Source organism: Hymenobacter volaticus, assembly GCF_022921055.1.
GTDB lineage: Bacteria > Bacteroidota > Bacteroidia > Cytophagales > Hymenobacteraceae > Hymenobacter > Hymenobacter volaticus.
In genome coordinates, this window is the sequence record NZ_CP095061.1 from 2,060,940 (window position 1) to 2,086,557 (window position 25,618).

At 59.4% G+C, this 25,618-nt stretch carries 16 protein-coding genes and 3 pseudogenes; 18 read left to right on the plus strand and 1 reads right to left on the minus strand.

What is annotated here, in order from left to right; all coding sequences use genetic code 11:
• Positions 1–325 precede the first annotated feature (325 nt).
• From MUN86_RS08890 to MUN86_RS08940, 12 genes and pseudogenes are all read left to right on the plus strand, one after another.
• Positions 326–1,795: a hypothetical protein gene (locus MUN86_RS08890; RefSeq protein ID WP_245124318.1), complete on the plus strand. Its 1,470-nt coding sequence runs from the start codon at positions 326–328 to the stop codon at positions 1,793–1,795.
• Positions 1,735–3,069, plus strand: coding sequence for a hypothetical protein (locus MUN86_RS08895; RefSeq protein ID WP_245124320.1), 1,335 nt, complete (start codon positions 1,735–1,737; stop codon positions 3,067–3,069). Before MUN86_RS08890 ends, MUN86_RS08895 begins: the two co-directional genes overlap by 61 nt.
• A gap of 358 nt (positions 3,070–3,427) precedes the next feature.
• A pseudogene (locus MUN86_RS08900) lies at positions 3,428–4,338 on the plus strand (MGH1-like glycoside hydrolase domain-containing protein); the annotation flags it as partial.
• A 138-nt stretch (positions 4,339–4,476) separates the two neighbouring features.
• Positions 4,477–4,665 (plus strand): glycosyl hydrolase family 65 domain-containing protein, encoded by a 189-nt coding sequence (locus MUN86_RS32320; protein ID WP_375379497.1) that lies wholly within the window; start codon positions 4,477–4,479, stop codon positions 4,663–4,665.
• Positions 4,666–4,963: 298 nt separating this feature from the next.
• A pseudogene (locus MUN86_RS08905) lies at positions 4,964–6,543 on the plus strand (glycoside hydrolase family 28 protein).
• Positions 6,544–6,582: 39 nt separating this feature from the next.
• Positions 6,583–9,092, plus strand: a pseudogene (locus tag MUN86_RS32325) (glycoside hydrolase family 95 protein); the annotation flags it as partial.
• A 54-nt stretch (positions 9,093–9,146) separates the two neighbouring features.
• Entirely contained in the window at positions 9,147–9,407 is a 261-nt protein-coding gene (locus MUN86_RS32330) for a glycoside hydrolase family 95-like protein (RefSeq protein ID WP_375379498.1), read from the plus strand.
• 180 nt (positions 9,408–9,587) lie between these two features.
• A complete protein-coding gene (locus MUN86_RS08920; RefSeq protein ID WP_245124330.1) occupies positions 9,588–11,213 on the plus strand; it encodes a glycoside hydrolase family 2 protein in 1,626 nt (541 codons plus the stop codon).
• Positions 11,214–11,434: 221 nt separating this feature from the next.
• On the plus strand, positions 11,435–12,835 hold the full coding sequence (locus MUN86_RS08925) for a malectin domain-containing carbohydrate-binding protein (protein WP_245125676.1): 1,401 nt from the start codon (positions 11,435–11,437) through the stop codon (positions 12,833–12,835).
• The gene (locus MUN86_RS08930; protein WP_245124331.1) at positions 12,835–13,173 is read left to right on the plus strand and encodes a carbohydrate-binding protein; all 339 of its coding nucleotides are present in this window, start codon (positions 12,835–12,837) and stop codon (positions 13,171–13,173) included. Before MUN86_RS08925 ends, MUN86_RS08930 begins: the two co-directional genes overlap by 1 nt.
• Before the next feature lie 148 nt (positions 13,174–13,321).
• Positions 13,322–14,917 carry a sodium:solute symporter family protein gene (locus MUN86_RS08935; RefSeq protein WP_245124333.1) on the plus strand — a complete coding sequence of 532 codons (1,596 nt, stop codon included), beginning with the start codon at positions 13,322–13,324 and terminating at the stop codon, positions 14,915–14,917.
• 66 nt (positions 14,918–14,983) lie between these two features.
• A complete protein-coding gene (locus tag MUN86_RS08940; RefSeq protein WP_280640616.1) occupies positions 14,984–15,907 on the plus strand; it encodes a dihydrodipicolinate synthase family protein in 924 nt (307 codons plus the stop codon).
• 80 nt (positions 15,908–15,987) lie between these two features.
• Here MUN86_RS08940 and MUN86_RS08945 read toward each other — a convergent pair whose 3' ends face one another.
• Complete coding sequence (locus MUN86_RS08945; RefSeq protein ID WP_245124337.1) at positions 15,988–16,881, minus strand: AraC family transcriptional regulator; 894 nt, start codon at positions 16,879–16,881, stop codon at positions 15,988–15,990.
• 536 nt (positions 16,882–17,417) lie between these two features.
• On the opposite strand from MUN86_RS08945, the gene MUN86_RS08950 reads away from it, so the two are divergent.
• The 6 genes from MUN86_RS08950 to MUN86_RS08975 are packed head-to-tail and all read left to right on the plus strand — an operon-like array spanning position 17,418 to position 25,584.
• The gene (locus MUN86_RS08950) at positions 17,418–18,599 is read left to right on the plus strand and encodes a hypothetical protein (RefSeq protein WP_245124341.1); all 1,182 of its coding nucleotides are present in this window, start codon (positions 17,418–17,420) and stop codon (positions 18,597–18,599) included.
• A complete protein-coding gene (locus MUN86_RS08955) occupies positions 18,586–19,074 on the plus strand; it encodes a hypothetical protein (protein WP_245124343.1) in 489 nt (162 codons plus the stop codon). The genes MUN86_RS08950 and MUN86_RS08955 overlap by 14 nt, the downstream gene beginning before the upstream one ends.
• 51 nt (positions 19,075–19,125) lie before the next feature.
• On the plus strand, positions 19,126–21,876 hold the full coding sequence (locus tag MUN86_RS08960; RefSeq protein ID WP_245124346.1) for a SusC/RagA family TonB-linked outer membrane protein: 2,751 nt from the start codon (positions 19,126–19,128) through the stop codon (positions 21,874–21,876).
• A gap of 44 nt (positions 21,877–21,920) precedes the next feature.
• Positions 21,921–22,118, plus strand: a complete 198-nt coding sequence (locus tag MUN86_RS08965) for a hypothetical protein (RefSeq protein ID WP_245124347.1) — start codon at positions 21,921–21,923, stop codon at positions 22,116–22,118.
• A gap of 15 nt (positions 22,119–22,133) precedes the next feature.
• Positions 22,134–23,873: a RagB/SusD family nutrient uptake outer membrane protein gene (locus MUN86_RS08970; RefSeq protein ID WP_245124350.1), complete on the plus strand. Its 1,740-nt coding sequence runs from the start codon at positions 22,134–22,136 to the stop codon at positions 23,871–23,873.
• 55 nt (positions 23,874–23,928) lie between these two features.
• Entirely contained in the window at positions 23,929–25,584 is a 1,656-nt protein-coding gene (locus MUN86_RS08975) for a pectate lyase family protein (protein WP_245124353.1), read from the plus strand.
• Positions 25,585–25,618: the final 34 nt, after the last annotated feature.

Genomic DNA, 25,618 nt, shown 5'->3' on the forward strand with positions numbered 1-25,618 from the left:
CGCGCATCGAGCAAGCTCCACATTTTCAATCCTATAAGCGTCATTAAGCCGCGTTTGAGTGCCCGCCTACACTCCTTATGTAATGAGAGCTTTTTGCTAAGCATTCGGCGCTCAGCTGGTGCAGTTATAGCAGTTGTGCCTATGGAAACCAGGCCTGGTGGGGGCGTTGGTGCTGCCGAGGCGCCGTGGCAATATGCTATAAGAGGCGGAGAAGATGGTATAAAGCAAGCGGGGTTGGCCACTATAACTTTGATGAGGTAGAATATACTCTTCACCCAAAAAACCCGCCGATGCGTTGGAGTTTGTGGAAGTGCCTTGCAACTAGTTGGTTCCTGATTGGCTGCCTGCTGCTTTCCGCCCCCGGCGCGTCGGCTGCGCCCCAAAGCCCGCTGAAACGCGCGTTATCGTGCTGCCTAAAAAAGCTCACGCACGACTACGCTACGGTGCCGAGCGGCTACAAGCGGCCCTGCAAGCGGCCGGCTATCAAGCCAGCATCACCGAACAAGACAAAGTTAGCGGCAAGAGCAACCAGATTGTAGTAGGCCGCGCCACCGACGCGCTGCTGACCCAGGCCGCTACCACTTACCACGCCACGCCCGGGGCGGCGCCCGGCAAAGAAGGCTTCACCATCACCTCGGCCGACAAAAACACCGTTCTGGTCAGCGGCACCGACAATTCCGGGGTGCTCTACGGCTGCCTAGAACTGGCCGAGCAGGTGAAAGCGCTAGGCAAAATAGAAGAGAAGCTAAGCCTGAAAGAGCAACCCGAAATGGTGATGCGCGGCGCCTGCATCGGCATCCAAAAGCCGTATTACCTGCCGGGCCGTACCGTGTACGAGTACCCGTACACGCCCAAAGTGTTTCCGTGGCTCTACGATAAAGCGTTGTGGGTGAAGTACCTCGACATGCTGGCCGACAACCGCATGAACTCGCTCTACCTCTGGAACGGCCACCCGTTTGCCTCATTGGTGCGCCTCAAAGACTATCCCTACGCGGTGGAAGTGGACGATGCCACCTTCAAAAAGAATGAAGAGATGTACCGATTCCTGACCGAGGAAGCCGATAAGCGTGGTATTTGGGTGATTCAGATGTTCTACAATATCATCGTGTCCAAGCCCTTTGCCGAGCACCACAACATCAAAACGCAGGACCGCGCCCGGCCCATCGTGCCACTCATTGCCGACTACACCCGCAAGTCCATTGCCGCCTTCGTCGAGAAATACCCCAACGTGGGTTTGATGGTGGCGCTAGGCGAAGCCATGGAAGGCGTCGGGCAGGATGATGTGGACTGGTTCAACAAAACCATTATTCGGGGCGTGCTCGACGGCCTCAAAGCTTCCGGCCAAACCGAACTGCCGCCCATCGTGCTGCGCGCCCACGACACCGACGCGCCCCGTGTTATCAACGCCGCGCTGCCGCTCTACAAGAACCTCTACACCGAAGCCAAATTCAACGGCGAGGCCCTCACCACCTACACCCCCCGCGGCTCTTGGGCCGAACTGCACCGCACCCTGAGCGGCATGAATTCGGTGCACATCGAGAACGTGCACATCCTGGCCAACCTAGAGCCGTTTCGCTATGGCTCGGCCGATTTCATCCAGAAATCGGTGCAGGCCATGCACAGCATCTACGGTGCCAATGGGCTGCACCTGTACCCGCAGGCCTCGTATTGGGACTGGCCCTACACCGCCGACAAAGCCCCAGAGCGCCTGCTGCAAATCGACCGGGACTGGATGTGGTACAAGGCCTGGTCGCGCTACGCCTGGAAAGCCAACCGCCCCGGCCGGCCGAGGTGAGCTATTGGGGCCAGCAGCTTGGCGAGCAGTTCGGCACCACCGCTGAGGCCGGCAAGCAAGTGCTGGAAGCCTACGAGCAAGCCGGCGAAATCGAGCCGAAACTGCTGCGCCGCTACGGTATCACCGACGGTAACCGCCAGACCCTAACCTTGGGCATGCTCATGGGCCAGCTCATCAACCCCAAGCGCTACGGGCTGTTTACGCTTCTCTACGAGTCGGAAGCGCCGGAGGGCGAGATGATTATCGACTACGCTGAGAAAGAAGCAAAAGGGCAGAAGCACATCGGCGAGACCCCGCCCCAAGTGGCCGACGAAGTGCAGGCGCACGGCAAAGCTGCCGTGGCCGCCATTGAACGCGCCGCCCCGTCCGTTACTAAAAACCAAGCGGAGTTTGCGCGCATCAAAAACGACATGTATTGCCAGGCCGTGCTGGCTGATTTCTACGCCGAGAAAGTGCGCGCCGCCTTGCAAGTGCTGCGCTACAAATACAGCAAGAATGTAACCGACCTAGAAGCCGCCGTGCCCGCGTTGGAACGCAGTGTGCAGCACTGGCAGAAAATGGTGGACCTCACCAAGAATACCTACCTCTACGCCAACAGCATGCAAACTGCGCAGCGCAAAATCCCGATGCGCGGTGTGGATGCCACCTACATCACGTGGGCGGAAATGCTGCCCGTGTATCAGCGGGAGCTAACCAACCTGCGCCACAGCATCGACTCGCTGAAAGCCGTGAAGGCGCTGCCCGCCTCGCAGAAGTTGGTGGTGCTGCGCAACGCCCCCGTCACACTGCTTACCAAAGCCGGTACCTATTCGGTAGCGGCGGGGCAGCCGGTTTTCGCGGACACTACAACTCAGATTACGGCCCTCGCACCGGAGTTAGCCGGCTTAAAAGGCGTGCGCCTGAATGCCGCTCAGCAGCGCAAAAACGGCACGGGACTGCGCTTTACGACCACCAAGCCGGTGCAAGTGCTGGTAGGCTATTTCAATAAGAAAAGTTCGCGCTACCTGCCCGCGCCGCAGCTTGAAATTGATGCCAGCGCCAACTACTACGGCCAGGCCGACGTCAAGATTGCCAACGGGCTGGTAGTAGCGGGTCAGCCGGCCGTGAATGTGCACGCTTACACGTTTAAATCCGGTACGCACACCCTTAACCTCAGCCGCGGCGCCTGCCTGATTCTCGGCTTCGTGGATGCCAGCCAGCCGCTGCGCACCTACAACGCCGGCCTTGGCGGCGGGGGCGAGCAAACCAAGGAAATAGACTGGTTATTTGAATAAGAGACGCCGAAAAGCCCTAATTCCCACCATGCGGTTGCAAACGAAAGCACTTCTCTTCTTCCTCGGATTTCTCAATTGGCAAGCACCCAACGCGGCCGTAGCCCAGCAGCGCCCGCCGTTCGTGCTAACCACCGATAAGCTGCGCTCCAGCGTGGCCTGGTTCAACAGCATGGACCAAGAGACGGTTGTCAACCACGTGCCCAATGCCCAAGCCGCCGATTGGCTGGCCGAGCAAGTGCCGCTGTTCGAGTGCCCCGATTCGTTGTTGCAGCAAACCTACTACTACCGCTGGTGGACTTACCGCAAGCACCTCAAGCAAACGCCCGACGGCTATGTATTCACGGAGTTTATCACCCCGATGAACCACGCAGGCAAGCACAACACCATCAGCAGCGCCTTGGGGCATCACCTCAACGAAGGCCGCTGGCTGCACGACTCGCAGTACATCGACCAGTACCTGCGGTTCTGGCTGTTCGCCGACCCCAAGCAGCCCAAGCCCAAACTGCGCGCCTTTAGCAGTTGGTTGCAGGACGCGGTGTACAGCATGTATCTGGTCAACCCCAACAAAGCTCTGGTGCAAGAGTTGCTGCCCGTGCTACACACCGATTACCGGCAGTGGGAAAAGGAAAAAATGCTGCCCAACGGCATGTTCTGGCAGTTTGATGTGCGCGACGCCATGGAAGAATCCATCAGCGGCAGCCGCAAGGAAAAGAACGTGCGCCCCACCATCAACAGCTACATGTACGGCAACGCCAAGGCCATGAGCGCCATGGCCAAGCTAGTAAAAAACGATACGCTGCAAACCAGGTACGCGCAGAAAGCCAAGCAACTCCGCGCCGACGTGCAGCGCACCTTGTGGGACGAGAAAGGCACCTTCTTTAAAGTGCAATACGAAAAAGGGGCCTCTGCGAAGCCCGCGAGGAGCTCGGCTACATTCCGTGGTACTTCTCGTTGCCCGCCGACAAACCCACCTACGCCAAGCAGTGGACCCACCTCACCGACACGGCCGGCTTCCGGGCGCCGTGGGGCATCACCACGGCCGAGCGGCGCGCCCCCGGCTTCCGCACCCACGGCTCGGGCCACGGCTGCGAGTGGGACGGCGCGGTGTGGCCCTACGCCACCACCCAAACCCTGAAGGGCCTCGCCAACCTGCTGACCGAGTACAAAAACCAGGACGGCATGAGCGCGCAGGTGTACTTTGATGAGCTGCGCAAATACGCGCAGTCGCACCAGAAAAACGGCGTGCCCTACATCGGCGAGTATCAGGACGAGAAAAATGGCGAGTGGCTAAAGGGCGACAACCCGCGCAGCAGCTACTACAACCACTCCGGTTTCGCCGACCTCATCATCACCGGCCTAGTCGGCCTCAAACCCCGCCCCGACAACGTAGTGGAGCTTTTTCCGCTGGTGCCACAAGGCAAATGGGACTACTTCTGCCTCGACCAAGTACGCTACCACGGCCGCCTGCTCACGGTGCTTTGGGACAAAACTGGCACCAAGTACAACAAAGGCCAGGGCTTGCGCATCTTCGCCGACGGCCAGGAAATATACCACGGCAAGGAGCTGAAAAAAGTTACCGCCAAGCTCCCAAGCTAATGGTTGAGTTCTCATTAAACAGGATCGGTCCACTTACTCTACTGTGCGGCAGTTGCCAACATTACCAGAACGTTAGGTCACCGTTACCAACACCATCAGACCGTCATGCTGAGCGGAGTCGAAGCATCTCGCGCGCTGACGTTGTGGTTAGCAATCCAGCGTTAGCACGCGAGATGCTTCGACTCCGCTCAGCATGACAGGTAGTGTTGTAACAGCATTATGGCAAGTACTTCGGTTCCGTTCAGATGACAACGATTTGCATGAAAGTGATTCAACAGGTTTTTAGTGATTCTCATTTATGAAGCACATTCCACTTCTTCACCGCTTCCTTCGCCTCAGTGGTTTTTGCTTGCTAGTTTTGCTTTGCGCTACGGCCGCACAAGCGCAACAGTACTACAACGTGCTCAAGTATGGCGCCCGCAACGACAGCACGAAGCTGGCCACGGCGGCCATCAAGAAAGCCATTGATGCGGCCGCTAAAGCAGGCGGCGGCACGGTGTACTTCCCGGCGGGCAAGTACCGAACCGGCCCGATTCATCTTAAAAGCAACATCACCATTGACATAGGAGCCGGCGCCGTGCTTTACTTCAGCGACAATTTCGACGACTACCTGCCCATGGTAGAGTCGCGCTACGAGGGCATTGATGTGAAGACGTTTTCGCCGTTTTTCTATGCCTACAAGGCCGAGAATATCACCATCAAGGGGCGCGGCACCATTGATGGGCAAGGCAAAAAGTGGTGGGATTTCGCAGAGGGTGCCTCGCGCAAAAGTCAGGATTCGAAATGGCAGCAGGAATTTTTCCGTCTCAACGCCAACATCCTGAAGCCTGACCTGCCCGGCGTGATCGAGCGCGGCTTTATCCGGCCGCCGTTCATCCAGCCGATGTACTGCAAAAACGTGCAGATCGAAGGCATCACCATCCGCAACTCGCCGTTTTGGACCGTAAACCCCGAATTCTGCGAAAACGTGACCATCACCGGCGTCACCATTAACAACCCGCCTTCGCCCAACACCGACGGCATCAACCCCGAGTCGTGCCGCAATGTGCACATCGCTAACTGCCACATCAGCGTCGGCGACGACTGCATCACCATTAAGTCGGGCAAGGACCGGGCGGGGCGCAAAATGAACGTGCCGGCCGAAAACTACACCATCACCAACTGCACCATGCTCTCGGGACACGGCGGCGTAGTGATTGGCAGCGAGATGTCGGGGGGCGTAAAGAAAATCACTATTTCCAACTGCATCTTCGATGGCACCGACCGGGGCATCCGCATTAAAACGGCCCGCGGTAGGGTGGGGTGGTCGAGGATATTCGGGTGGATAACCTGGTAATGAAGAACATCCGCGAGCAAATCATCGTGCTGGACATGCAGTACGCCAACTCCCCGGCCGAGCCCGTGACGGAGCGTACGCCGCGGTTCCGCAACATTCATTTCAGCAACATCACCGCCGAGGGCAACCAAGCGGGCTTACTCAACGGCCTCGCCGAGATGCCCATCGAAAACGTCACGTTCAGCAATATGAACATCGACGCCAAGCAGGGCTTCACTGTGAAAGAGGCGCGCAACATCGCCTTCCACAACGTGCAAGTAAACCCCGCCGCCGGCCCCGCCGTGCGCGCCGAAAACGTGCAGCAACTCTGGCTCGACGGCATCCGCAGCGCCATGCCCTCCGTCGCCACCCCACTTCTAGAGCTAACCAACACCGAAGACGCCTTCGTGTACAACGCATTTCCGGCCGCCGGTACCGAAACTTTCCTGAAGCTAAAAGGCGCCAAAACCCGCAACATCGTGCTGCAAAACAACAACTTCAAGTACGTGAAAGCCCCGGTAAGCCAAGACGAAACGGTAAAGGAAAAAGTAGCCGTGAACTAGGTATCTAGTTTCCAGAGCACAATTGAATTAAATCCACCCATGCCCCACCCACGCCTTACTGTTCTTCTTGCATTCTTGTGCTGGCTAACGGCTACCATCTGTGCGGGGCAGCAACCGTTGAGGCTCTGGTACGCGCAGCCGGCCGCAAAATGGACCGATGCCCTGCCGATAGGCAATGGCAGGCTAGGCGGGATGGTGTTCGGCGGAGTAGAGCAGGAGCGGATTCAGTTCAACGAAACCACGCTCTGGACCGGGCGGCCGCGCAACTACAACCGCCCCGGTGCGGCGCAGTACTTGCAGCCTATCCGGCAGTTACTGGCCGAGGGCAAGCAGGCCGAGGCAGAAGCCTTGGCCGCCGAGCATTTTATGGGCGTACGGGACCATGAAAAAGAGTACGACGCCCAAAAAGCTGCGTGGCTCAAGCAGGTGCAAGCCACCACCGTAGCGGAAGCCGCGGCGTCCACTCATCCGTGGAAGCCGTGGAAGCTGCCCACGCCCAACGGGTGGGAAAGTGCCGGCCTTGAAGGATTAGACGGGGCCGTGTGGTTTAAAACCACTTTCGAGCTGCCCGCAGCGTGGGCGGGCAAAAACCTAACGCTCAGCCTGGGCCGCATCCGCGACGTGGACATAACCTACGTGAATGGCACGCAAGTTGGCACCGACGAGGGTATCAGCAAGAAGCGGCGCTACCAAGTGCCCGCCGCTGTGTTGCGCCCCGGCGTGAATCAGTTGCTGGTGCAGGTGCTCAACTTCTATGACAAGGGCGGCCTGATCGGCGTGAAGGAGCAGCAACCAGTACTGGTGGTGTACCCCGAGGGCGCCGACCCGGCCACCGGCGTGCCCTTGAACCCGGCCTGGCAGTACTGGATCCAAGACGACAAGCCCCCATTGTTTCCGAGCTTCCAAGCCTCGTATCAGCCCTTCGGCGACATGCTACTCGATTTCACGCAGAAGGGTGCCGCCACGGAGTACCAACGGGAGTTAAACATCAGCCAAGCCGTGGCCCGGACGCAGTACAAGCAGGCCGGAGTGACGTTCACCCGGGAGTACTTTGCTAGTGCCCCACGCAACGCCCTGGTTTGCCGGTTGACGGCCGACCAAAAAGGCCGCATCAGCCTGAGCGCTCAACTGCAAAGCCCGCACAAAGCCCAAAAGGTTTATCGTGTTGACGACCACACGCTGGCCTTGGCCGTGCAAGTGCGCGACGGAGTGCTGCGCGGCGTGAGCTATCTGCGCGTAGATGCCAAGCGCGGCAAAGTGACAGTAACTGACAACCAGATCAAACTAGAAAACGCCGACGAAGCTACTCTCACCCTGACGGCCGCCACCAACTTCGAGAACTATCAGCAAGCAAACGTGCAGCCCGAGAAACGGGTCGAGCAGACGCTACGCAACGGCAGTGGCAAATCCTTCACTGACCTCAAAACCGAACACATCCGCGACTATCAAGAACTGTTCAATGGCTTTTCCGTGGACTTGGGGCACAGCCAAAACGAGAACCTGCCCACCGATGCCCGGATCAAGCAGTTCAGCCCTGCCGCTGACCCGGCGCTGCTGGCGCTGTACATGCAATACGGGCGCTACTTGCTGATTTCGTCGTCGCGGGCGGGGGGCAGGCGGCCAATTTGCAGGGCATCTGGAACGAGTCGTTGACGCCTTCGTGGGGTAGCAAGTACACCACCAATATCAACCTGCAAATGAACTACTGGCCGGCTGAGGTGCTTGGGCTGTCGGCTTGCACGGCGCCGCTGATGCAATTGATTGGCGAAACGGCGGCGGCCGGTAAAGTCACGGCCAAAGAGCACTACAACGCCCACGGGTGGGTGCTGCACCACAACACCGATTTGTGGCGCGGCACGGCGCCCATCAACGCCTCCAACCACGGGATTTGGGTGACGGGAGCGGCTTGGCTGAACCAGCACGTTTGGGAGCATTACCAGTTCACGCACGACAAGGAATTTTTGCGTCAGCAATACCCCATCATGAAGGAGGCGGCCACGTTCTTCCTGGATTTCCTGGTAGCCGATCCGCGCACCGGCTGGCTGATTAGCACGCCTTCCAACTCGCCCGAGCACGGCGGCTTAGTGGTCGGCCCCACCATGGACCACCAACTGATTCGGGAGTTGTTCAAGAACTGCAGCGCCGCCGCGCAGGTCCTCGGCACCGATGCTGCTTTCCGGCAGACCCTCACTGAAAAAGCCAGCCAAATAGCCCCCAACCAAATCGGGAAGCACGGACAATTGCAAGAGTGGCTGGAAGACAAAGACGACCCCACTGATACGCACCGCCACGTTTCACACGTCTGGGGCGTGTTTCCCGGCACCGATATCACCTGGGACACCAACCCGAAGCTGATGCAAGCGGCGCAAACCTCCCTGACGCAACGCGGCGACGAAGGCACCGGCTGGAGCTTGGCTTGGAAAGTCAACTTGTGGGCCCGCTTCAAGGATGGCAACCACGCTCTGCGGATACTGGAAAAGCTGCTCTCCCCGGCCGAAAACGCCACGGGCAGCGAGCAGGGCGGCGTGTACAAAAATCTGTTCGATGCCCACCCGCCCTTCCAAATTGACGGCAACTTCGGCGGCGCGGCCGGCATGGCCGAGATGCTGCTGCAAAGCCACGCCGGCTACCTCGACCTGCTGCCCGCCCTCCCTACCGCCTGGCCCGACGGCACCATCCGGGGCTTGCACGCCCGCGGGGGCTTCGTGGTGGATATGCAGTGGCAAAAAGGCGCGTTGCAACAGCTGGAAATCAAATCAGAAGCGGGCCAAGAGTGCGTGTTGCACTACGGCTTTAAGCAAGCGCGCTTCCCAACCAAAGCCGGCAAGACATACAAGTTAACTGCTGATTTGAAGTTGAAATAAGATGCTAGTAGCTAGTTCCTCAGCTGAATTTCGCGCATCAAGCAGCGTGCGTTAAGGGTGATTGTCCCATGCTATAACGATGACTAGTACTAGCTTCTAATTCTAGTTAACCACCCCGGCCTCCGGCCACCCCTGCTTGAAAAAGGAGGGGTGCTAAAACCTAGCTCTAACACATCTGCCATGCCCCGCCTTGCTCTGCCTTCCGTTCTGCTGTTGCTTTCCTGGCTGCTAACTGCCAATGCAGTAGTGGGGCAGTCGGGTCTGCGGGTGGCGGTGCCGCTACTAGACAATTGGCGCACGGTAGCCGACGACAAAAACCAGCAGGCCTTCAACGGCTTCGAGAAGCCCAACTTCAACGACCAAAGCTGGCAAACCGTGGCAGTGCCCCACAATTGGGATGCCTACGAAGGCTACCGACGGATGCGCCACGGCAACCGCCACGGCTACGCCTGGTACCGCAAAACCTTCCCCGTGAAGGCCGCCCAAAAGGACGCACGCTACTTCCTGTTTTTCGAAGGCGTGGGCTCCTACGCGACGGTGTGGCTGAACGGCCGACCAGTGGGCACGCATGCCGGTGGCCGCACCACCTTCACCCTGGACATAACCGAAGCCGTGCTGCTTGATGGCCGCCCCAACGTGCTGGCCGTCCGGGCCGACCATCCGGCTGGCATCCAGGATTTGCCGTGGGTGTGCGGGGGCTGCTCCGAGGAAAGAGGTTTTTCGGAAGGCTCGCAGCCGATGGGCATTTTCCGGCCGGTGCAGTTAATCGTTACCAATCCGGTGCGGATCGAGCCGTTTGGCGTGCACATCTGGGCCGATTCCACCGTGTCGGCGCAGGCGGCGCAACTGCACGTGGATTCGGAAGTGCGCAACTACTACGGCAAGCCGCAAACCGTAACGGTGGTTAATCAACTGTTTGATCGGCAAGGCAAGAAGGTAGCCGAAATTAAATCCAAGCAGAAGCTAGCAGCCGGCAAAACCGTGCAGGTTCGGCAGCAACTGCCGACGCTCACGCAGCCGCATTTGTGGTCGTTGGACGACCCCTATCTGTATCGGCTGGTGACGCAAGTAAGTGCGAAAGGAAAGGTGCTCGACGAGCTGGAAACGCCCTATGGAATTCGTTGGATTAGCTGGCCGATTGGCCCGGCTGCCGCCAAACACAAGCAGTTCCTACTGAATGGCAAGTCCGTTTTCATCAACGGCATTGCCGAATACGAACACTTGCTCGGCCAAAGCCACGCCTTCGGGGCCGAGCAGATTCAAACGCGGGTAGAGCAAATGAAAGCGGCTGGTTTCAATGCCTTCCGCGACGCGCACCAGCCCCACAACCTGCGCTACCAAGCCAATTGGGATTCGTTGGGCTTACTGTGGTGGCCGCAGTTGGCCGCCCACGTGTGGTATGATAACCCGGCATTTCGCCAGAACTTCAAAACCCTGCTCGTTGATTGGGTGAAAGAGCGGCGCAATAGCCCGTCCATCGTTCTGTGGGGGCTGGAAAACGAAAGCACTTTGCCCGAAGACTTCGCCCGCGAATGCACCGCCCTCATCCGCCAGCTCGACCCTACGGCTTCGGCGCAGCGCAAAGTCACGACTTGCAACGGGGCAAGGGTACCGATTGGGATGTGCCCCAAAACTGGACCGGCACCTACGGCGGCGACCCCAACACCTACGGCGCCGACGTGGAGCGGCAGGTGCTTATCGGCGAGTACGGCGCCTGGCGCACCCTCGATCTGCACTCCGAAGGCCCGCCCGTTTTCAACAGTGGCCCGTTCAGCGAAGACCGGTTCACGCAGCTCATGGAGCTGAAAGTGCGCCTCGCGGAAGCGGCCAAAGACAAAACCGCGGGCCACTTCTTCTGGCTGTTCACATCCCACGACAACCCCGGCCGGGTGCAAGGCGGGGAGGGGCAGCGCGAACTAGACCGCATCGGCCCGGTAAATTATAAGGGCTTGCTGACGCCCTGGGAAGAGCCAACGGACGCGTTTTACATGTTCCGCGCCAACTACGCTCCCAAGCACAAGGAGCCGATGGTCTACATTGCCTCGCACACCTGGCCCGACCGGTGGCTGAAACCGGGACGCAAAGACAGCATTGCGGTGTACTCGAACTGCGACGAAGTGGAGCTGTTCAACGACGTGAATGCCGCCTCGCTGGGCCGCAAAACCCGCGCCGGCATCGGTACCCATTTCCAGTGGGACGGGGTGGACGTACGCTACAACGTGCTCTACGCCGTGGGCTACGTGGCCGGCAAGGCCGTGGCCCGTGACTATATCGTGCTCAACCACTTACCCGCAGCGCCCGGCTTCAGGGCGTTTCTAGCCGATGCCCAACCCATAACGGCCCCGCAACCGGGCAACAACTACCTGTACCGGGTGAACTGCGGCGGGCCGGCGTACGTGGACCGCCACGGCAGCACCTGGCAAGCCGACCAACCGCGCACCAACTCCCAAACGTGGGGTTCCGAATCGTGGACGCGGGACTTCCCCGGCTTGTCGCCGTTCTTCGCCAGCCAGCGCCGCACCCACGACCCCATCCAAGGCACCACCGACTGGCCGCTGTTCCAGAGTTTCCGCTACGGCCGCGAAAAGCTGCGCTACGCCTTCCCGGTGCCCAACGGCGAATACATGGTGGAACTGTACTTCGTGGAGCCCTGGCTCGGCACCGGCGGCGGGCTCGACTGCACCGGCTGGCGCTTGTTCGATGTGGCCATTAACAACCAGACAGTACTTAAGGACCTGGACATCTGGAAGGAAGCGGGCCACGACCAAGCCCTGAAAAAGACGGTGAAAGTGCGCGTGACGGATGGGCAGCTCGTCGTGTCGTTTCCGCACGTAGCATCCGGGCAGGCCCTGATTGCCGGCATTGCTGTTGCTAGCCCCGACGCCACTGCGAAGCCCGCGCCCGCCCCGCAACCAGCCATTAGTGGCCTGACCGTAGCCGACCAAGGCTCGGCGGGGCAATGGACAACCCAAACCTGGCTGGATACCGGCAACTCCCCCTACACCAACGACCAAGCCACCTTCAGCAGCTTGCCTTCCGCCTTGTACGGCGCCGAGTGGCTGCGGGCGCCGCTAAACCTAGCTTCCGCGAACAAACCCCGCGCTACCTTCCAGGTAACCACCGCGGCCGATGTGTACATCAATCTGGATGCCAAGCAAAGCACCGCGCCCGCTTGGCTGCGGGAGTACGAGGACACCAAAACCACGCTGGAAATCGACTACGCCGGTGGCTGCACGTTCCGCGTGTACCGCAAGCGGTTTCCGGCCGGCGCTACCGTCACGCTCGGCCCCGATAGTCGCGCCGCTGCCCCGGACGCTTTGCCTTACCTGGTGGCCGTCAACCGCGCCACCACCATCGAGCCAGCTTACGACCTCAAGCCCGTGACTGGCTACAAGCCGGCCACGGCCCGCCTCTCGGGGCCGGGGTAGTGAAAGACGTGGTGCACGAAAAGGAAAGTGTTACCTTCAAAGAGGCTGCTGGTGGGGCCGTGGAGTGGACTATTAGCGTAGGCGTTGCTGATACGTATTCTCTGACGTTGCGCTACGCCAACCAGCTAGCTAAGCCGCTGAAAGGCAAGCTTTCCGTGGCCCTGGCCGATGGCACGGTGCTCAAGGAAGAAGAGGTGGAGCTGGTGCCTTCCAAACCCGGCAAGTGGAACTACCTGGCTAGCTCCACCGGCTCGATGATCAACGCGGGCAGCTACAAGATCAAATTCAGCGGCACTGATGCCGCCGGGCTCAGCGTATCAGGGTTGGAAGTGCAATAAAACTCGGAAAAATCTAGGGAGGAGAAGATGCTACAATAGGAAGGGAAAATCATACACCAACCCTGTAGCAGGGGCAGGTAAATTTGCTATTGATACTGCTACTAATGGTTTCAGGCAAGGATTCTCCGCATTTCGACAATATTGTCTTATGAACAATCTGCGAGTTCTCGACCTGGCCATTATTGCGCTCTACCTGGTGGCTATGATAGCCGTGGGGGTGTATTTCGCCCGCAAAAACAAGAATCCCGAGCAATACTCCAGTGCCTCCGGCTCGATTCCGGGTTGGGCTATTGGCATGTCTATCTACGCTACTTTTCTGAGTAGCAACACCTTCTTGGGCGTGCCGGGCAAGGCATTCGGTACCAACTGGAACGCCTTCGTGTTCAGCGTCTCGATGCCGCTAGCGGCGTGGGTGGCAGCCCGCTACTTCGTGCCGTTCTACCGCAGCACCGGCGAAATATCGGCCTACACGCACCTGGAAAAGCGGTTCGGAGGGTGGGCCCGCACCTACGCGGTGGTGTGTTTTCTGCTGACGCAGTTGGCGCGCATCGGCTCTATCTTCTTCGGTATTGCCCTCACGTTGCAGGCCCTGACGGGCTTCTCGATGGAGATGATTATGCTGGTGACGGGCATCTGCATCATTGTGTATACCGTGCTCGGCGGCATTGAGGCCGTTATCTGGACCGAGGTGGTGCAGGGCGTTATCAAGACCTTCGGGGCGCTGCTGATTTTGTATTTGATTGTCGAGAACATGCCGGGCGGCGTGGCCAATATTGGCACCATCGGCCAGCAAAACGACAAGTTCAGCTTGGGTGGTTTCGCGCCCGACTTCACCCAATCTACGTTTTGGGTGGTGCTGCTTTACGGTTTCTTTATCAACCTCAACAATTTCGGGGTCGACCAGAACTACGTGCAGCGCTACCACACGGCGGCGTCGGCCAAGCAGGCCGCCAAATCCATTTGGCTGTGCGTGCTGCTGTATTTGCCAGCCTCGCTGCTGTTCTTTGTTATCGGTACTGCGCTGTTTGCTTACTACCAAGTGCACCCCGAGCTGATTGAGGCCGTGAAGCTGAAAGTGGCCGCCGAACGGTTGCCGCTCACCGCCACCGCGGCCCAAATCAGCCAGACGGCCGCGCAACTGCTCCCCACCGACTACGGCGACAAGGTAATGCCGCACTTCATGGTCACCAAGATTCCGCCGGGCTTCGTCGGGCTCATCGTGTCGGCCATCCTGTCGGCGGCCATGAGCACCATTAGCTCCGGCATGAATGCCTCGGCCACTGTCTTCACTGCCGACATCTACGAGCGTTACTTCAAGCCCAACCTCAGCGGCCGGCAAACCATGCGCATGCTGCACCTCGGCACGGTAGTGGTCGGGCTGATGGGCATGGGCACCGGCATTGCCATGATTGGGGTGAAGAGCGTGCTGGACGTGTGGTGGGAACTGTCCGGGATTTTTGCGGCGGGCATGCTTGGGTTGTTTCTGCTGGCCGTTATCAGCCGCCAAACCCGCAACCACGAAGCCCTGACCGCTACCGCTATTGGCGTGCTGGTTATTCTTTGGATGACGTTCTCGCCCAGCCTGCCCGAGAGCTTTGGCCCGCTCCGTAACCCGTTGCACAAAAGCATGATTATCGTGGTCGGTACGCTGACCATCTTTTTGATTGGACTGCTGCTTTCCCGGCTCCGCAAAAGCCCGGTGGTAGCCAGCCGGCCCGAGGAAATCGAGCTGCCCGTCCACTAAGCGCCCACTTGCTAACCTGATAGGCCCCGCGCGGCCCCACTACCAGACAAGTCGTCTACCCCAACCATGGAAAAAACGCCGAAGGGATTTATCCCCGTTATGCTCATGCCCTTTCAAAACGACGGGCAAATCGATTATCCGGCGCTTACTCGCCTGACAGAGTTGTACTTAGGGGCCGGCGCCGCCGGACTTTTCGCCAATTGCTTGTCCAGCGAAATGTTCGAGCTGAGCGCGCAGGAACGGCTTGAAACCATCCGCCACGTGGTGGATGTGGTGGGCGGCGCCGTGCCCGTAGTAGCTACCGGCACCTTCGCCGGCGCCCTCAACGAGCAAGCTGACTTCGTGAAGAAAGTATACGACGCCGGCACCGAAGCCGTCATCGTCATCACCGGCCTACTAGCCACCGAGCAAGAGTCGGACGCCGTGTTCGACGAGCGAATCTTCCGGCTCTTGGATTGGACGCCGGGTATTCCTATCGGTTTCTACGAGTGCCCCGAGCCCTACAAACGCGTGTTGTCGGCCAAGCAGCTCGGGCAATTCGTGGACACGGGCCGCGTAACCTACCACAAAGACACCTGTCTCGATATCGAGCAGGTGCGCGCCAAGCTCGCCGCGGTGGAAGGCCATCCTTTCGGCCTTTACGACGCCTACATGGGCCACGCCGTGGAGTCGTTGCGGGCCGGCGCGGCGGGACTGTCCTGCATTCAAGGCAATTTCTTCCCCGAACTCATTGTGTGGCTCTGCAACAACTACGACAACCCCCACGCCGCGGCGGAAGTGGAGGCGGTGCAGCAGTTCTTCGTCAAGAACATGGACGTGATGCACAACGTGTATCCCATTGTGGCCAAATACTCGCTCAAGCAGCGGGGCATGGATATTTCCACTTTTACCCGTCGTCGAGTAGGCACCTTCACCAGCTCGATTCGGCAGGGCGTGGAAGCTCTCTGCGGGGATTACAACATCCTAAGCAGAAGCCTGGAACTAGTGTAAAAGGGGCACTGGTGTGAGAGGAAAAAGGCCATTATGCTGAGCAACGCTCACGCATAATGGCCTTTTTTACGTTGCTGCGCTTACGCTGCGGCCAACTCTTTGTAGCTGTGCAGGTACTTCTTCTTGTACTCAAGCGGCGTCATTTTGGTGATTTTCTTGAAGTGCCGGTAGAAGTTGGACACGTTGTTGAAGCCGCACTCAAAGCAGATTACCTCGGTGGGCAGCTTGTCCTCGATTAGCAGGCGGCACGACTGGCTGATGCGAATCTCGATGAGGAAGTCGTAGTAGGTTTTCTTGGTGATCAGTTTAAAGTACCGACAGAAGGAAGTCACGCTTAGGTTGCTGATAGAGGCAATTTCTTCGAGCGTGATTTCCTTTTTGTAGTTGGACAACGTGTAGTTGCACACCTTGTTGATGCGCTGCACATCCGACTCGTTGCTTTGCTTGAAGGCGTGGTGCTCCGAGGCAATCGTCTCGATTTCCGTCGTTTCTGAGAGGATTTTGAGGATGGACAGGAAGATGATGATGCGGTCGAGGTCGGTGGCGTGCACGGCGGCCAGCATCAGGGGCGCCAGCCGGGCCTTGGCTTCGCCACTCAGAATCAGGCCGCTTTTCGCTTTCTCGAACAGCTTGGGTATCAAGTAGGCTTCGGGCAAACCGAGCAAGTAGCGGCCCAAGCACTCGGGCAGAAATTGAATTACCACGGCTTCCACTTCCAGCTCCGGGTTGCACTGAAAATACTCTTCGTTGCAACGCCAAGTGTGGGGCAGGTTGGCACCTAGCAGGATGATCTCGCCCGCCGAAAAGTTGCTGATGTTGTCGCCCACCAAGCGCACGCCTTCCCCCTTAATCACGTAGTGCAGTTCAAGCTCCGGGTGATAATGCCAGATGGTACCAAAGTTGGGCTTCCGGTCGTGGCGGATGCTAAAGGAACTCTGGTTGTTAACTGGGATTTTGTGAAAGTGGGCTTTCATGGGAAGGAAGGGTAAAAGTGGAAGGTAGAGCGAGAAGTAAGCGGCTACAGTGCAGCCGCGATAACCTACTTATTCTAGGATCTTATCCTGGCAGCAAATCCTTGGAACTGGTGCTAAACCAGGAGTGGAAGGGGAGGAATTGCCACTAATATATTTTACGCTATCGATTGCACTCTCCTGTAGTCTACTGCCTGAATCGGTTGCGATAGGTAGAATACTAGAATTCCACGGGCAAATGATGCCCGGCGCAAACCTTTGTTTAACCACCCAAAAGCAGGTCTAAATTTCAGCGAGGCCGGGCGCATGATAACATCCTATACTAAGTAGCTAATAACCGCTAGAGACCCCGCCTCCGCGGCTAGCATATTTGTAGAAGAAGTCTTTCCTGCCGTTGCTGCGTTCTGGCCTTGCGAAAACAACCACGGAATCTGTGCCAGTGGCTTTTCAATTGGGGCGCCGAGCAGCCACTAAAACGAGTTGCTCGGTAGGGAAGAGCTTGTGTAACTGCATCTTCTATCCTCTAACTAGCAGCAAGCGTGAACCTTGTTTCCTCGAAGAAAGTGTTGTTAATCGCCAGCGGTGATTTGCGACTCGCGGCCAACCAGAACTGCTGGGCAGCGCAATACGCCATGGAAGGCCAGTTGGGAGCCGCTATTGCCCGGCAAGGCTGGACGGTGAAGCGGGCCCACACCTACGACTTAGAAAAGCAACACGGCTTCATCGACTCGCAGAAGATGGGCATGGAGGTGTTTCGCAGCATCGACCCGCAGCAGCCGCTCATCGTGGCCGAAAGCGTGTGGCAGTATTCGCACCACGTGCTGGCCGGCCTCACCACCCACCAAGGCCCCATCCTGACGGTGGCCAACTGGAGTGGGCAATGGCCCGGCCTGGTAGGCATGCTGAACCTAAACGGCTGCCTCACCAAAGCCGGCGTGGCCTACAGCACGCTGTGGAGCGAAGATTTCACCGATGCTTTCTTCGAGAACAGCTTGCAGCAATGGCTGACCGAAGGCCGCATCACCCACGACCACAGCCACGTCAAGAGCTTTTCCGGCGTGACGTTGCCTTCTGCCGACGAGCTGATTGGCCGCACGTTCGGCCAGAAATTCCGGCAGAACAAGGCCATCATGGGCGTTTTCGACGAAGGGTGCATGGGCATGTACAACGCCATTGTGCCCGACGAGCTGCTGCACCCCACGGGCGTGTTCAAGGAGCGCCTTAGCCAGGCCACGCTCTACGCCGCCATGCGCGACGTAACCGACAGCGAAGCCCACGCCGTGCTCGACTGGCTACTAGCCAAGCGCATGAAATTTAATTGGGGCAGCAACGAAGCAACCCAACTCACCCGCGCCCAAACCCTGGAACAGTGCAAGATGTACATTGCCGCCGTGCGCATTGCCGCCGAGTTCGGCTGCGACACCATCGGGATTCAGTACCAGCAGGGCCTCAAGGATTTAACCGTAGCCAGCGACCTGGTAGAAGGCTTGCTCAACAACACCGACCGGCCCCCGTCTTCTCGAAAACTGGCGAGGAGCTATACCCCGGCCAGGCGCTGCCGCACTTCAACGAAGTGGACGAGTGCGCCGGCCTTGATGCGCTGCTCACCTACCGCTTGTGGAACGAGTTGGGCTTGTCGGGCGAGACGACGCTGCACGATTTGCGTTGGGGCCAGTCGTTTGACACCGGGGAGGGCGAGGAATTTGTGTGGGTGTTCCTGATTTCGGGCGCCGCCCCCCCGCACATTTTATTGGGGGCTATGAGGGCGCCGTTAGTGAGCGGCAGCCGCCCATGTATTTCCGCTTGGGTGGGGGTAGTCTGAAGGGAATTAGCCGGCCGGGTTCACTGGTTTGGAGCCGGATTTACGTGATGAACAACAAGTTGCACTGCGACTTGGGCGTGGGCGAAGCCGTAGCGCTGCCCCCGGCCGAAACCGAGCGCCGCTGGCAGGAAACCACGCCGGAGTGGCCCATTATGCACGCCGTCCTGCGGGGCGTGAGTCGCAACCAAATGATGGCCCGCCACAAAGCCAATCACATCCAAGTGGTGTACACGCCCTACGAAGCCAAGGCGCATCAGGCCTGCCGCATCAAGGCGGCGGCCCTCGCCGAACTCGGCGTGGAAGTGCACTTCTGCGGCGAAGTAGCCGGCATTACGGCCCCGATTATGCAGGCCCAAGCCGTGTTGCCCGGCTAAGCTCTTCGTTGACTTCCCACCTATTGACCCCTCCTGTTTCCAAATCCCCCCATGAAACCATTTATTCCCATTCTGGCGGCTTCCACGCTGCTAGTCAGCGCCGCCCAGGCGCAAACCCGCTCCATCACGGGCCAGGTGCTCGGTGGTGATAAAGCCGAAGCGCTGCCCGGCGTGACGGTGCTGGTAAAAGGCACCACCAACGGCAGCAGCACCGATACCGAAGGCCGCTTTACACTGCAAGTGCCCGACAAGCAGGATATTACGCTGGTCGTTTCTTACTTGGGCTATAAAAGCCAGGAACTGCTGGTAAAGCCCGACCAAACCCGGCTGGAAGTGCGCTTATCGCCGGAGTCGGCGGCGCTCGACGACGTGGTGGTAATTGGCTACGGGTCGGTGCGCAAGCGCGACCTGACGGGGGCCGTCGTATCGGTGAAAGGGGAGGAGGTAACTAAGCTGCCCGTCACGACGGTGACGGAAGCGTTGCAAGGCAAGATTCCGGGCGCGGATATCACCCGCAGTAACGGGTACGCGGGACAGGGTTCTTCGATTCGCATCCGGGGCAACCGCTCGATTGCCAACCCTGGCTCTTCCAACAACGTGCTCTACATCGTGGACGGGGTGCAGAACGTCAACGCCTCCGACATCGACCCGAACGATGTGCAAAGCATCGAGGTGCTGAAAGATGCTTCCTCGACGGCCATTTACGGTTCGCGCGGGGCCAACGGCGTGGTGATTATCACCACCAAACGCGGCAGCACCGGCAAGCCCAAAATCAACTTCAACGCCTACACCGGCGTAACCAAAGTGGCCGGCTACGGCGAGTACTTGAGCGGGCCGCAGTGGATAGATTTCCGTCGCGAGGCGTTCCGCGCCGCCGGCACCTGGAACAGCCCCGCCGACGACGCGGTGGCCTTCAACCCCGCGCAGCGCGAAGCCATTGCCAACGAGCAATACCTGAACTGGCCCGACCAGGTGCTGCACAACGGCATGCAGCAAAACTACCAGGTGGGCCTTACGGGCGGCTCCGAGAACACCAAGGTGTACTTTTCGCTGGGCTACTACGACGAAAAAGGCTTGCTCAAGCTAGACCGTTTCAAGCGCTACACCACCCGCGCCAACATCGACCAAACGGTAAACAAGTGGCTGAAAGTGGGCGTGCAGAGCCAGCTGGCGTACATCAACAACGACATCCGCCGCGACCCACTCAACCTGGCCTCGCAGGCTATTCCGCTAGGGCGCGTGTACGACGACGAGGGCAAGCTCAACTACAACCTGCTGGGCGGCACCCAAATCAACCCGCTGGCCGACGAGCAGCCGGGAGCTTACCAGCGCAACAACAAAACCAACCGCCTCACGGCCGCGGCCTACGTGGAGCTGACGCCCCTCGAAGGATTGAGCTTGCGCTCCACCTTCGCGGCCAACTACTCCACCTCGGAGCTAGGCAATTTCTACGGCCGCAACACCATTGACGGGCGCGGGGCCAACTCGCAGTCTTCGATTACCAACAACCAAAGCCGCAACCTGAGTTGGGAAAACGTGCTGACGTACCGCAAGGACATCGGCGACCATTCGCTCACGCTTACCGGGGTAGCCAGCGACCTGATTTTCAATAATACCAACAGCTTTGCGCAAGGTCAAAACCAGGTGCTGCCTTCGCAATCGTTCTACAACCTAGGCGCCGCCAACCAGAACATATTCATAGGCTCAGGCTTTTCGCGCAACAATCTGGTTTCCTTTGCCGGCCGCATCAACTACAGTTGGAAAGGACGCTACCTGTTGACGTTTACCAACCGCGCCGACGGTTCCTCTAAGCTGGCGCCGGGCAACAAATGGGCGTACTTCCCCTCGGCGGCCATTGGCTGGCGCATCATCGAGGAGTCGTTTATACAGAATGCCAAGTTCCTGACCGAGCTGAAGCTGCGCGGCAGCTACGGGGTGTCGGGCAACGATGGAATTGCGGCGTACGCCACCCAAAACTCGCTCACCAACACGCCTTTTGCCTTTACTGATGCCAACGCCACCCCCACCTACACGATTTCGCCGCTTATTGGCAACGCGGAGCTAGGTTGGGAGAAAACCTACACCACCGACATCGGGGTGGACTTCGGCATGTTCGACAACCGCCTGACCGGCACCGTCGACTACTACGACGCGCAGACCAAGGATTTGATTTTCCCGTACACGCAGCCCGCGTTTACGGGCGTGGCCACGGTCAACCGCAACATCGGCCGCACCCGCAACAAGGGTGTAGAGGTGTCGCTGACTTCGCAGAACCTGCGTGGCGACAACCTGACGTGGTCGACGACGCTGACCTACGCCCGCAACAAGGAAACCATTGTGGAGCTGCCCACCGGCGACGTCATTGCCACCGATTACCGCAACTCGCTGATCGTCGGCCAGCCGGCCCAGGTGTACTACGACTACAAAAAGATTGGCATCTGGCAGCTAGGCGAGGAAGCTGAAGCTGCCTCCTACGGTACGCCCGGCCAGTTTCTGCCCGGCGACATCAAGGTGGCCGACCTGTCAGGCCCGGATGGCGTACCCGACGGCAAAATCACGGCGGCCGACCGCACCGTTATTGGCTCGCGGGTGCCGAAGTGGACCGGTGGCCTAAGCAACGACGTGCGCTACAAAGGCTTTGATTTGAACGTCCTGCTGGTGGCCCGCGTGGGGCAGTGGATCAGCTCCGACTACTACGCCAAGTTCAACCGGAGCGGCAACAACAACAACGCCATTGTAGACTACTGGACGCCCGAAAATCCCACCAACGACTACCCCGTCCGCACTCCACCCGCGCGCTGAGCTACGTCACCACCCTCACCGAGCGCGAGGCTTCGTGGGCTAAAGTGCGCAACGTGACCTTGGGCTATACCCTGCCGAAGAGTTTGGTAAGCAAGGGCAAAATCGACAACGTGCGGGTGTACGTGTCGGGCCGCAACCTCTACACCTACAGCAACCTCGATGATTTCGACCCCGAGGGAGAAGGCGTTGTGGACCAGCCGCTGAACCGCGCCTACGTGGTAGGCCTGAACGTGGGCTTCTAATTCGACCAGACCATCATGTACAAAAAAATCCGCCCCCTAACGTTTGCCGTGTTGGCGCTGGCTGCTTCCGCTTGCCAAGAGCAACTCGAAGAATTCAACCCGAGCGGTGCCACCGCCGAGGCCGTCTTTACCACCCCCGAAGGCTTTGAAACCGCCATCACCGGCGCCTACACCTACAACCGCACCATCTACGGCAAGGAGTCGGGCTACGCGCTGCTGGAAATGGGCACCGACATCTGGACCAATGCGGAAAGTAACGGTGCCACGGCCGTAGCCGGCGTCAGCCCGCAGCCGCCGTTGGTGAACTACCAGGGTCTGAACACCGACAACCTGTGGGTGAGAAACAACCTGTGGCAGCCCTGCTACGCCGGTATCAACCTAGTCAATCAGGCCCTACAAACCATTAATACGGCCGGGCTGAGTACAGCGCGCCGCGCTTCGGCTGAGGCGGAGTTGCGCTTCATACGCGCTTGGTACTACTACCATTTGGTGGAAAGCTTCGGGCCGGTGCCGCTGCGCCTCGAGCCCACCAGCGGCGTGGTGGCTACGGCTACCCGCGCTTCGGTGGAAGAGGTGTACGCCCAGATTCTAACTGATGTGGACTTTGCCGTAGCCAACCTGCCCGTGACGCTGGCGCAGTATCCGGCCCCGGCCACGGCCACCGACTACGGCCGCATCACGCGGCCCGCGGCCGAGGCCTTCGCGGCCAAAGCGTATCTGTCGAGCGGGCAGTACCAGAAAGCGGCCAACTTCGCCCGCAAGGTCACGACGGCCTATACCGGGCAGGGTATCCGGCTGGTAGCCAACTACGCCGACCTCTGGAACATCACCAACCAGCGCAACTCCGAGGTGCTGTGGGCGGTGAACTACTCCACCAACCTGACTTTCAACGCGGGCAGCAACACGGCGCACCAGTGGTTTTTGATGAAGTACGACGACCAGCCCGGCATGACGCGCGACGTAGCCAACGGCCTGCCGGGTGTGCGCTACATGCCTACGCGCTTCCTGCTCAACCTCTACAACGAGCAAAACGACGCCCGCTACTTAGGGTCGTTCAAGCAAGCCTGGATTGCCAACAACGCCGCCAACATTCCGCGCTGGTCGGCGGCAGAAGTAGCCCAAAATGCCGCCTTAGCGCCGCTGCTCAATCAGCCCAAGTTCACGGTTGGCGACACCGCGGTGTTCACCACCAAGCGCAGCATCGATGATTTCCAGCAGCGCTACACCCGCCGCTACCGCTACAAGGTGTACGACATCGACGACCTCTATAACGCTAACGGCTCGTTGAAAGGCGAACGGCGCTACTACCCCTCGTTGCGCAAGTTCGACGATCCCACCCGCGCCACCGCCACCGTAACGGAAAGCTCCCGCGACGCCTTTATGCTGCGCCTAGGCGACATCGTTCTCATCGGGGCCGAAGCGCAGGTTCGCCTCGGCAAATCCGATTCGGCTGCTTACTACGTGAACCTGGTGCGCACCCGCGCCGCCCTGCCCGGCCGCACCAACGCCATGCAAGTAACTGCCAGCCAAATGACCCTGGACTTTGTGCTCGACGAGCGGGCCCGCGAGCTGGCCGGCGAGCAAGTGCGCTGGCTGGATCTAAAACGCACCGGCAAACTCGCCGAGCGGGTCCGCCTCTACAACCCCGACGCCCGGACCAGCATCCAGGATTTCCACGCGCTACGCCCCATTCCGCAGAGCGACCTAGATGCCGTGACCAACAAGGCCGAGTTCCTGCAAAACCCGGGGTACTAAGTTCTGGCGGGCGCCTCATTTACCGTCCCCTACAAATGACTAGCACTAAGCACACATGAACAAGCGCCTTCTTTTCCTTTCCGTTCTTGCTTCTACCGCCGCCCGACCCGCGCTGGCGCAGTACCCCAAGATTCCGCCGGAAGTGCAGGCCAAGGCTGATGCCGCCCTGGCCGAAGCCGAGAAACGCTCGGACGAAGCCTGGAAAAAGGCGCTGCCCATCATCGAAGCCGAGGCCAAAGCCGGCAAGCCCTACGTGCCGTGGGCCGCGAAACCGTCGGATTTGCCGCAGTCGAGCCGGCTGGCGTTTCCGGGCGCCGAAGGCGGCGGGGCGCACGTGTTTGGCGGGCAGGGCGGTAAGGTGTATGTGGTGAAGAGCCTGGCCGACAGCGGCCCCGGTACCTTGCGTGAGGCACTGGAGCAGGGGGGAGCCCGCATTGTGGTGTTCAATGTGGCGGGCATCATCAAGCTGCAAAGCCCCATCATCATCCGGGCGCCTTACGTAACCATTGCGGGCCAAACGGCCCCCGGTGACGGTATCTGCGTGGCCGGCGAATCCATCTGGATCAATACCCACGACGTGGTGGTGCGCTACCTGCGCTTCCGCCGCGGGGCCACCGACGTAGCGCGCCGCGACGACGGCTTGGGCGGCAACCCGGTGGGCAACATCATCATCGACCACGTGTCGGCGAGTTGGGGCCTGGATGAAAACATGTCCATCTACCGGCACGTCTACCACAACCCCGAGACCGGCAAGGCCGACAAGCTGCCGACGGTGAACGTGACCATTCAGAATTCTATTTTTTCGGAGGGCCTGGACACCTACAACCACGCGTTTGGGAGTACCATTGGCGGGCTTAACAGCTTGTTCACTCGCAACCTGTGGGCCAACAATATCGCCCGCAACCCCTCGGTGGGCATGTACGGCGACTTCAACTTCGCCAATAACGTGGTGTTCAACTGGTGGAACCGCTCGGCCGATGGCGGCGATAACCACTCGGAGTACAACTTCGTGAACAACTACTACAAGCCCGGCCCCATCACGCCCGCCGGGGAGCCCATCAGCTACCGGATTCTAAAACCTGAATCGGGCCGCGACAAAGACGCGAAGAACCTGTTCGGCAAGGCGTATGTGGCCGGCAACGTGGTAGCCGGCAACGAGAAAGTGACCCAAGACAATTGGGCTGGCGGCGTGCAGGTGGAAGGCGTGCCCGAAGCCGATAAAATTGTGGCTGCAATTAAAGCCGACAAGCCGTTCACGCTGCCTAACATGGGCACGGTGCTGTCCGCCCAAGAAGCCTACCAATACGTGCTGACCAACGTTGGCTGCACCCTGCCCAAGCGTGACGCCGTGGATGCGCGCATCGTGGAGGACGTGCGCACCGGCAAAATCACCTACGCCAAGAACGCGCAACCCACCCCGCCAAGTCCCTACATCAAACGCCGCCTGCCCGCCGATTCCTACAAGCAAGGCATCATTACGGACCCCGCGCAGGTAGGAGGGTACCCCGTCTACCAGGGCAAGCCCTACGCCGATGTCGACAACGACGGCATGCCCGACGCGTGGGAAAAAACGCACGGCCTGGACCCTAAAAACGCCGCCGATGCCATTCAGGACCGTGACAAAGACGGCTACGCCAACATCGAAGAGTACCTCAACAGCGTGGTACCGTTGCAAAACGTGCGGCCCGCTACCGGCAAAGCAAAGTCATAGCTGAAACCAAAAGGCCGTCATGCTCGATCTAGCG

What these genes read in the sequence shown, in the direction of transcription:
- MUN86_RS08925 (WP_245125676.1), top strand. Translation starts at nt 11,435, where the DNA reads ATGGTCTACATTGCCTCGCACACCTGGCCCGACCGGTGGCTGAAACCG.
- MUN86_RS08940 (WP_280640616.1), top strand. Translation starts at nt 14,984, where the DNA reads ATGGAAAAAACGCCGAAGGGATTTATCCCCGTTATGCTCATGCCCTTT.
- MUN86_RS08935 (WP_245124333.1), top strand. Translation starts at nt 13,322, where the DNA reads ATGAACAATCTGCGAGTTCTCGACCTGGCCATTATTGCGCTCTACCTG.
- MUN86_RS32330 (WP_375379498.1), top strand. Translation starts at nt 9,147, where the DNA reads ATGCTGCTGCAAAGCCACGCCGGCTACCTCGACCTGCTGCCCGCCCTC.
- MUN86_RS08920 (WP_245124330.1), top strand. Translation starts at nt 9,588, where the DNA reads ATGCCCCGCCTTGCTCTGCCTTCCGTTCTGCTGTTGCTTTCCTGGCTG.
- MUN86_RS08975 (WP_245124353.1), top strand. Translation starts at nt 23,929, where the DNA reads ATGAACAAGCGCCTTCTTTTCCTTTCCGTTCTTGCTTCTACCGCCGCC.
- MUN86_RS08970 (WP_245124350.1), top strand. Translation starts at nt 22,134, where the DNA reads ATGTACAAAAAAATCCGCCCCCTAACGTTTGCCGTGTTGGCGCTGGCT.
- MUN86_RS08960 (WP_245124346.1), top strand. Translation starts at nt 19,126, where the DNA reads ATGAAACCATTTATTCCCATTCTGGCGGCTTCCACGCTGCTAGTCAGC.
- MUN86_RS08945 (WP_245124337.1), bottom strand. Translation starts at nt 16,881, where the DNA reads ATGAAAGCCCACTTTCACAAAATCCCAGTTAACAACCAGAGTTCCTTT.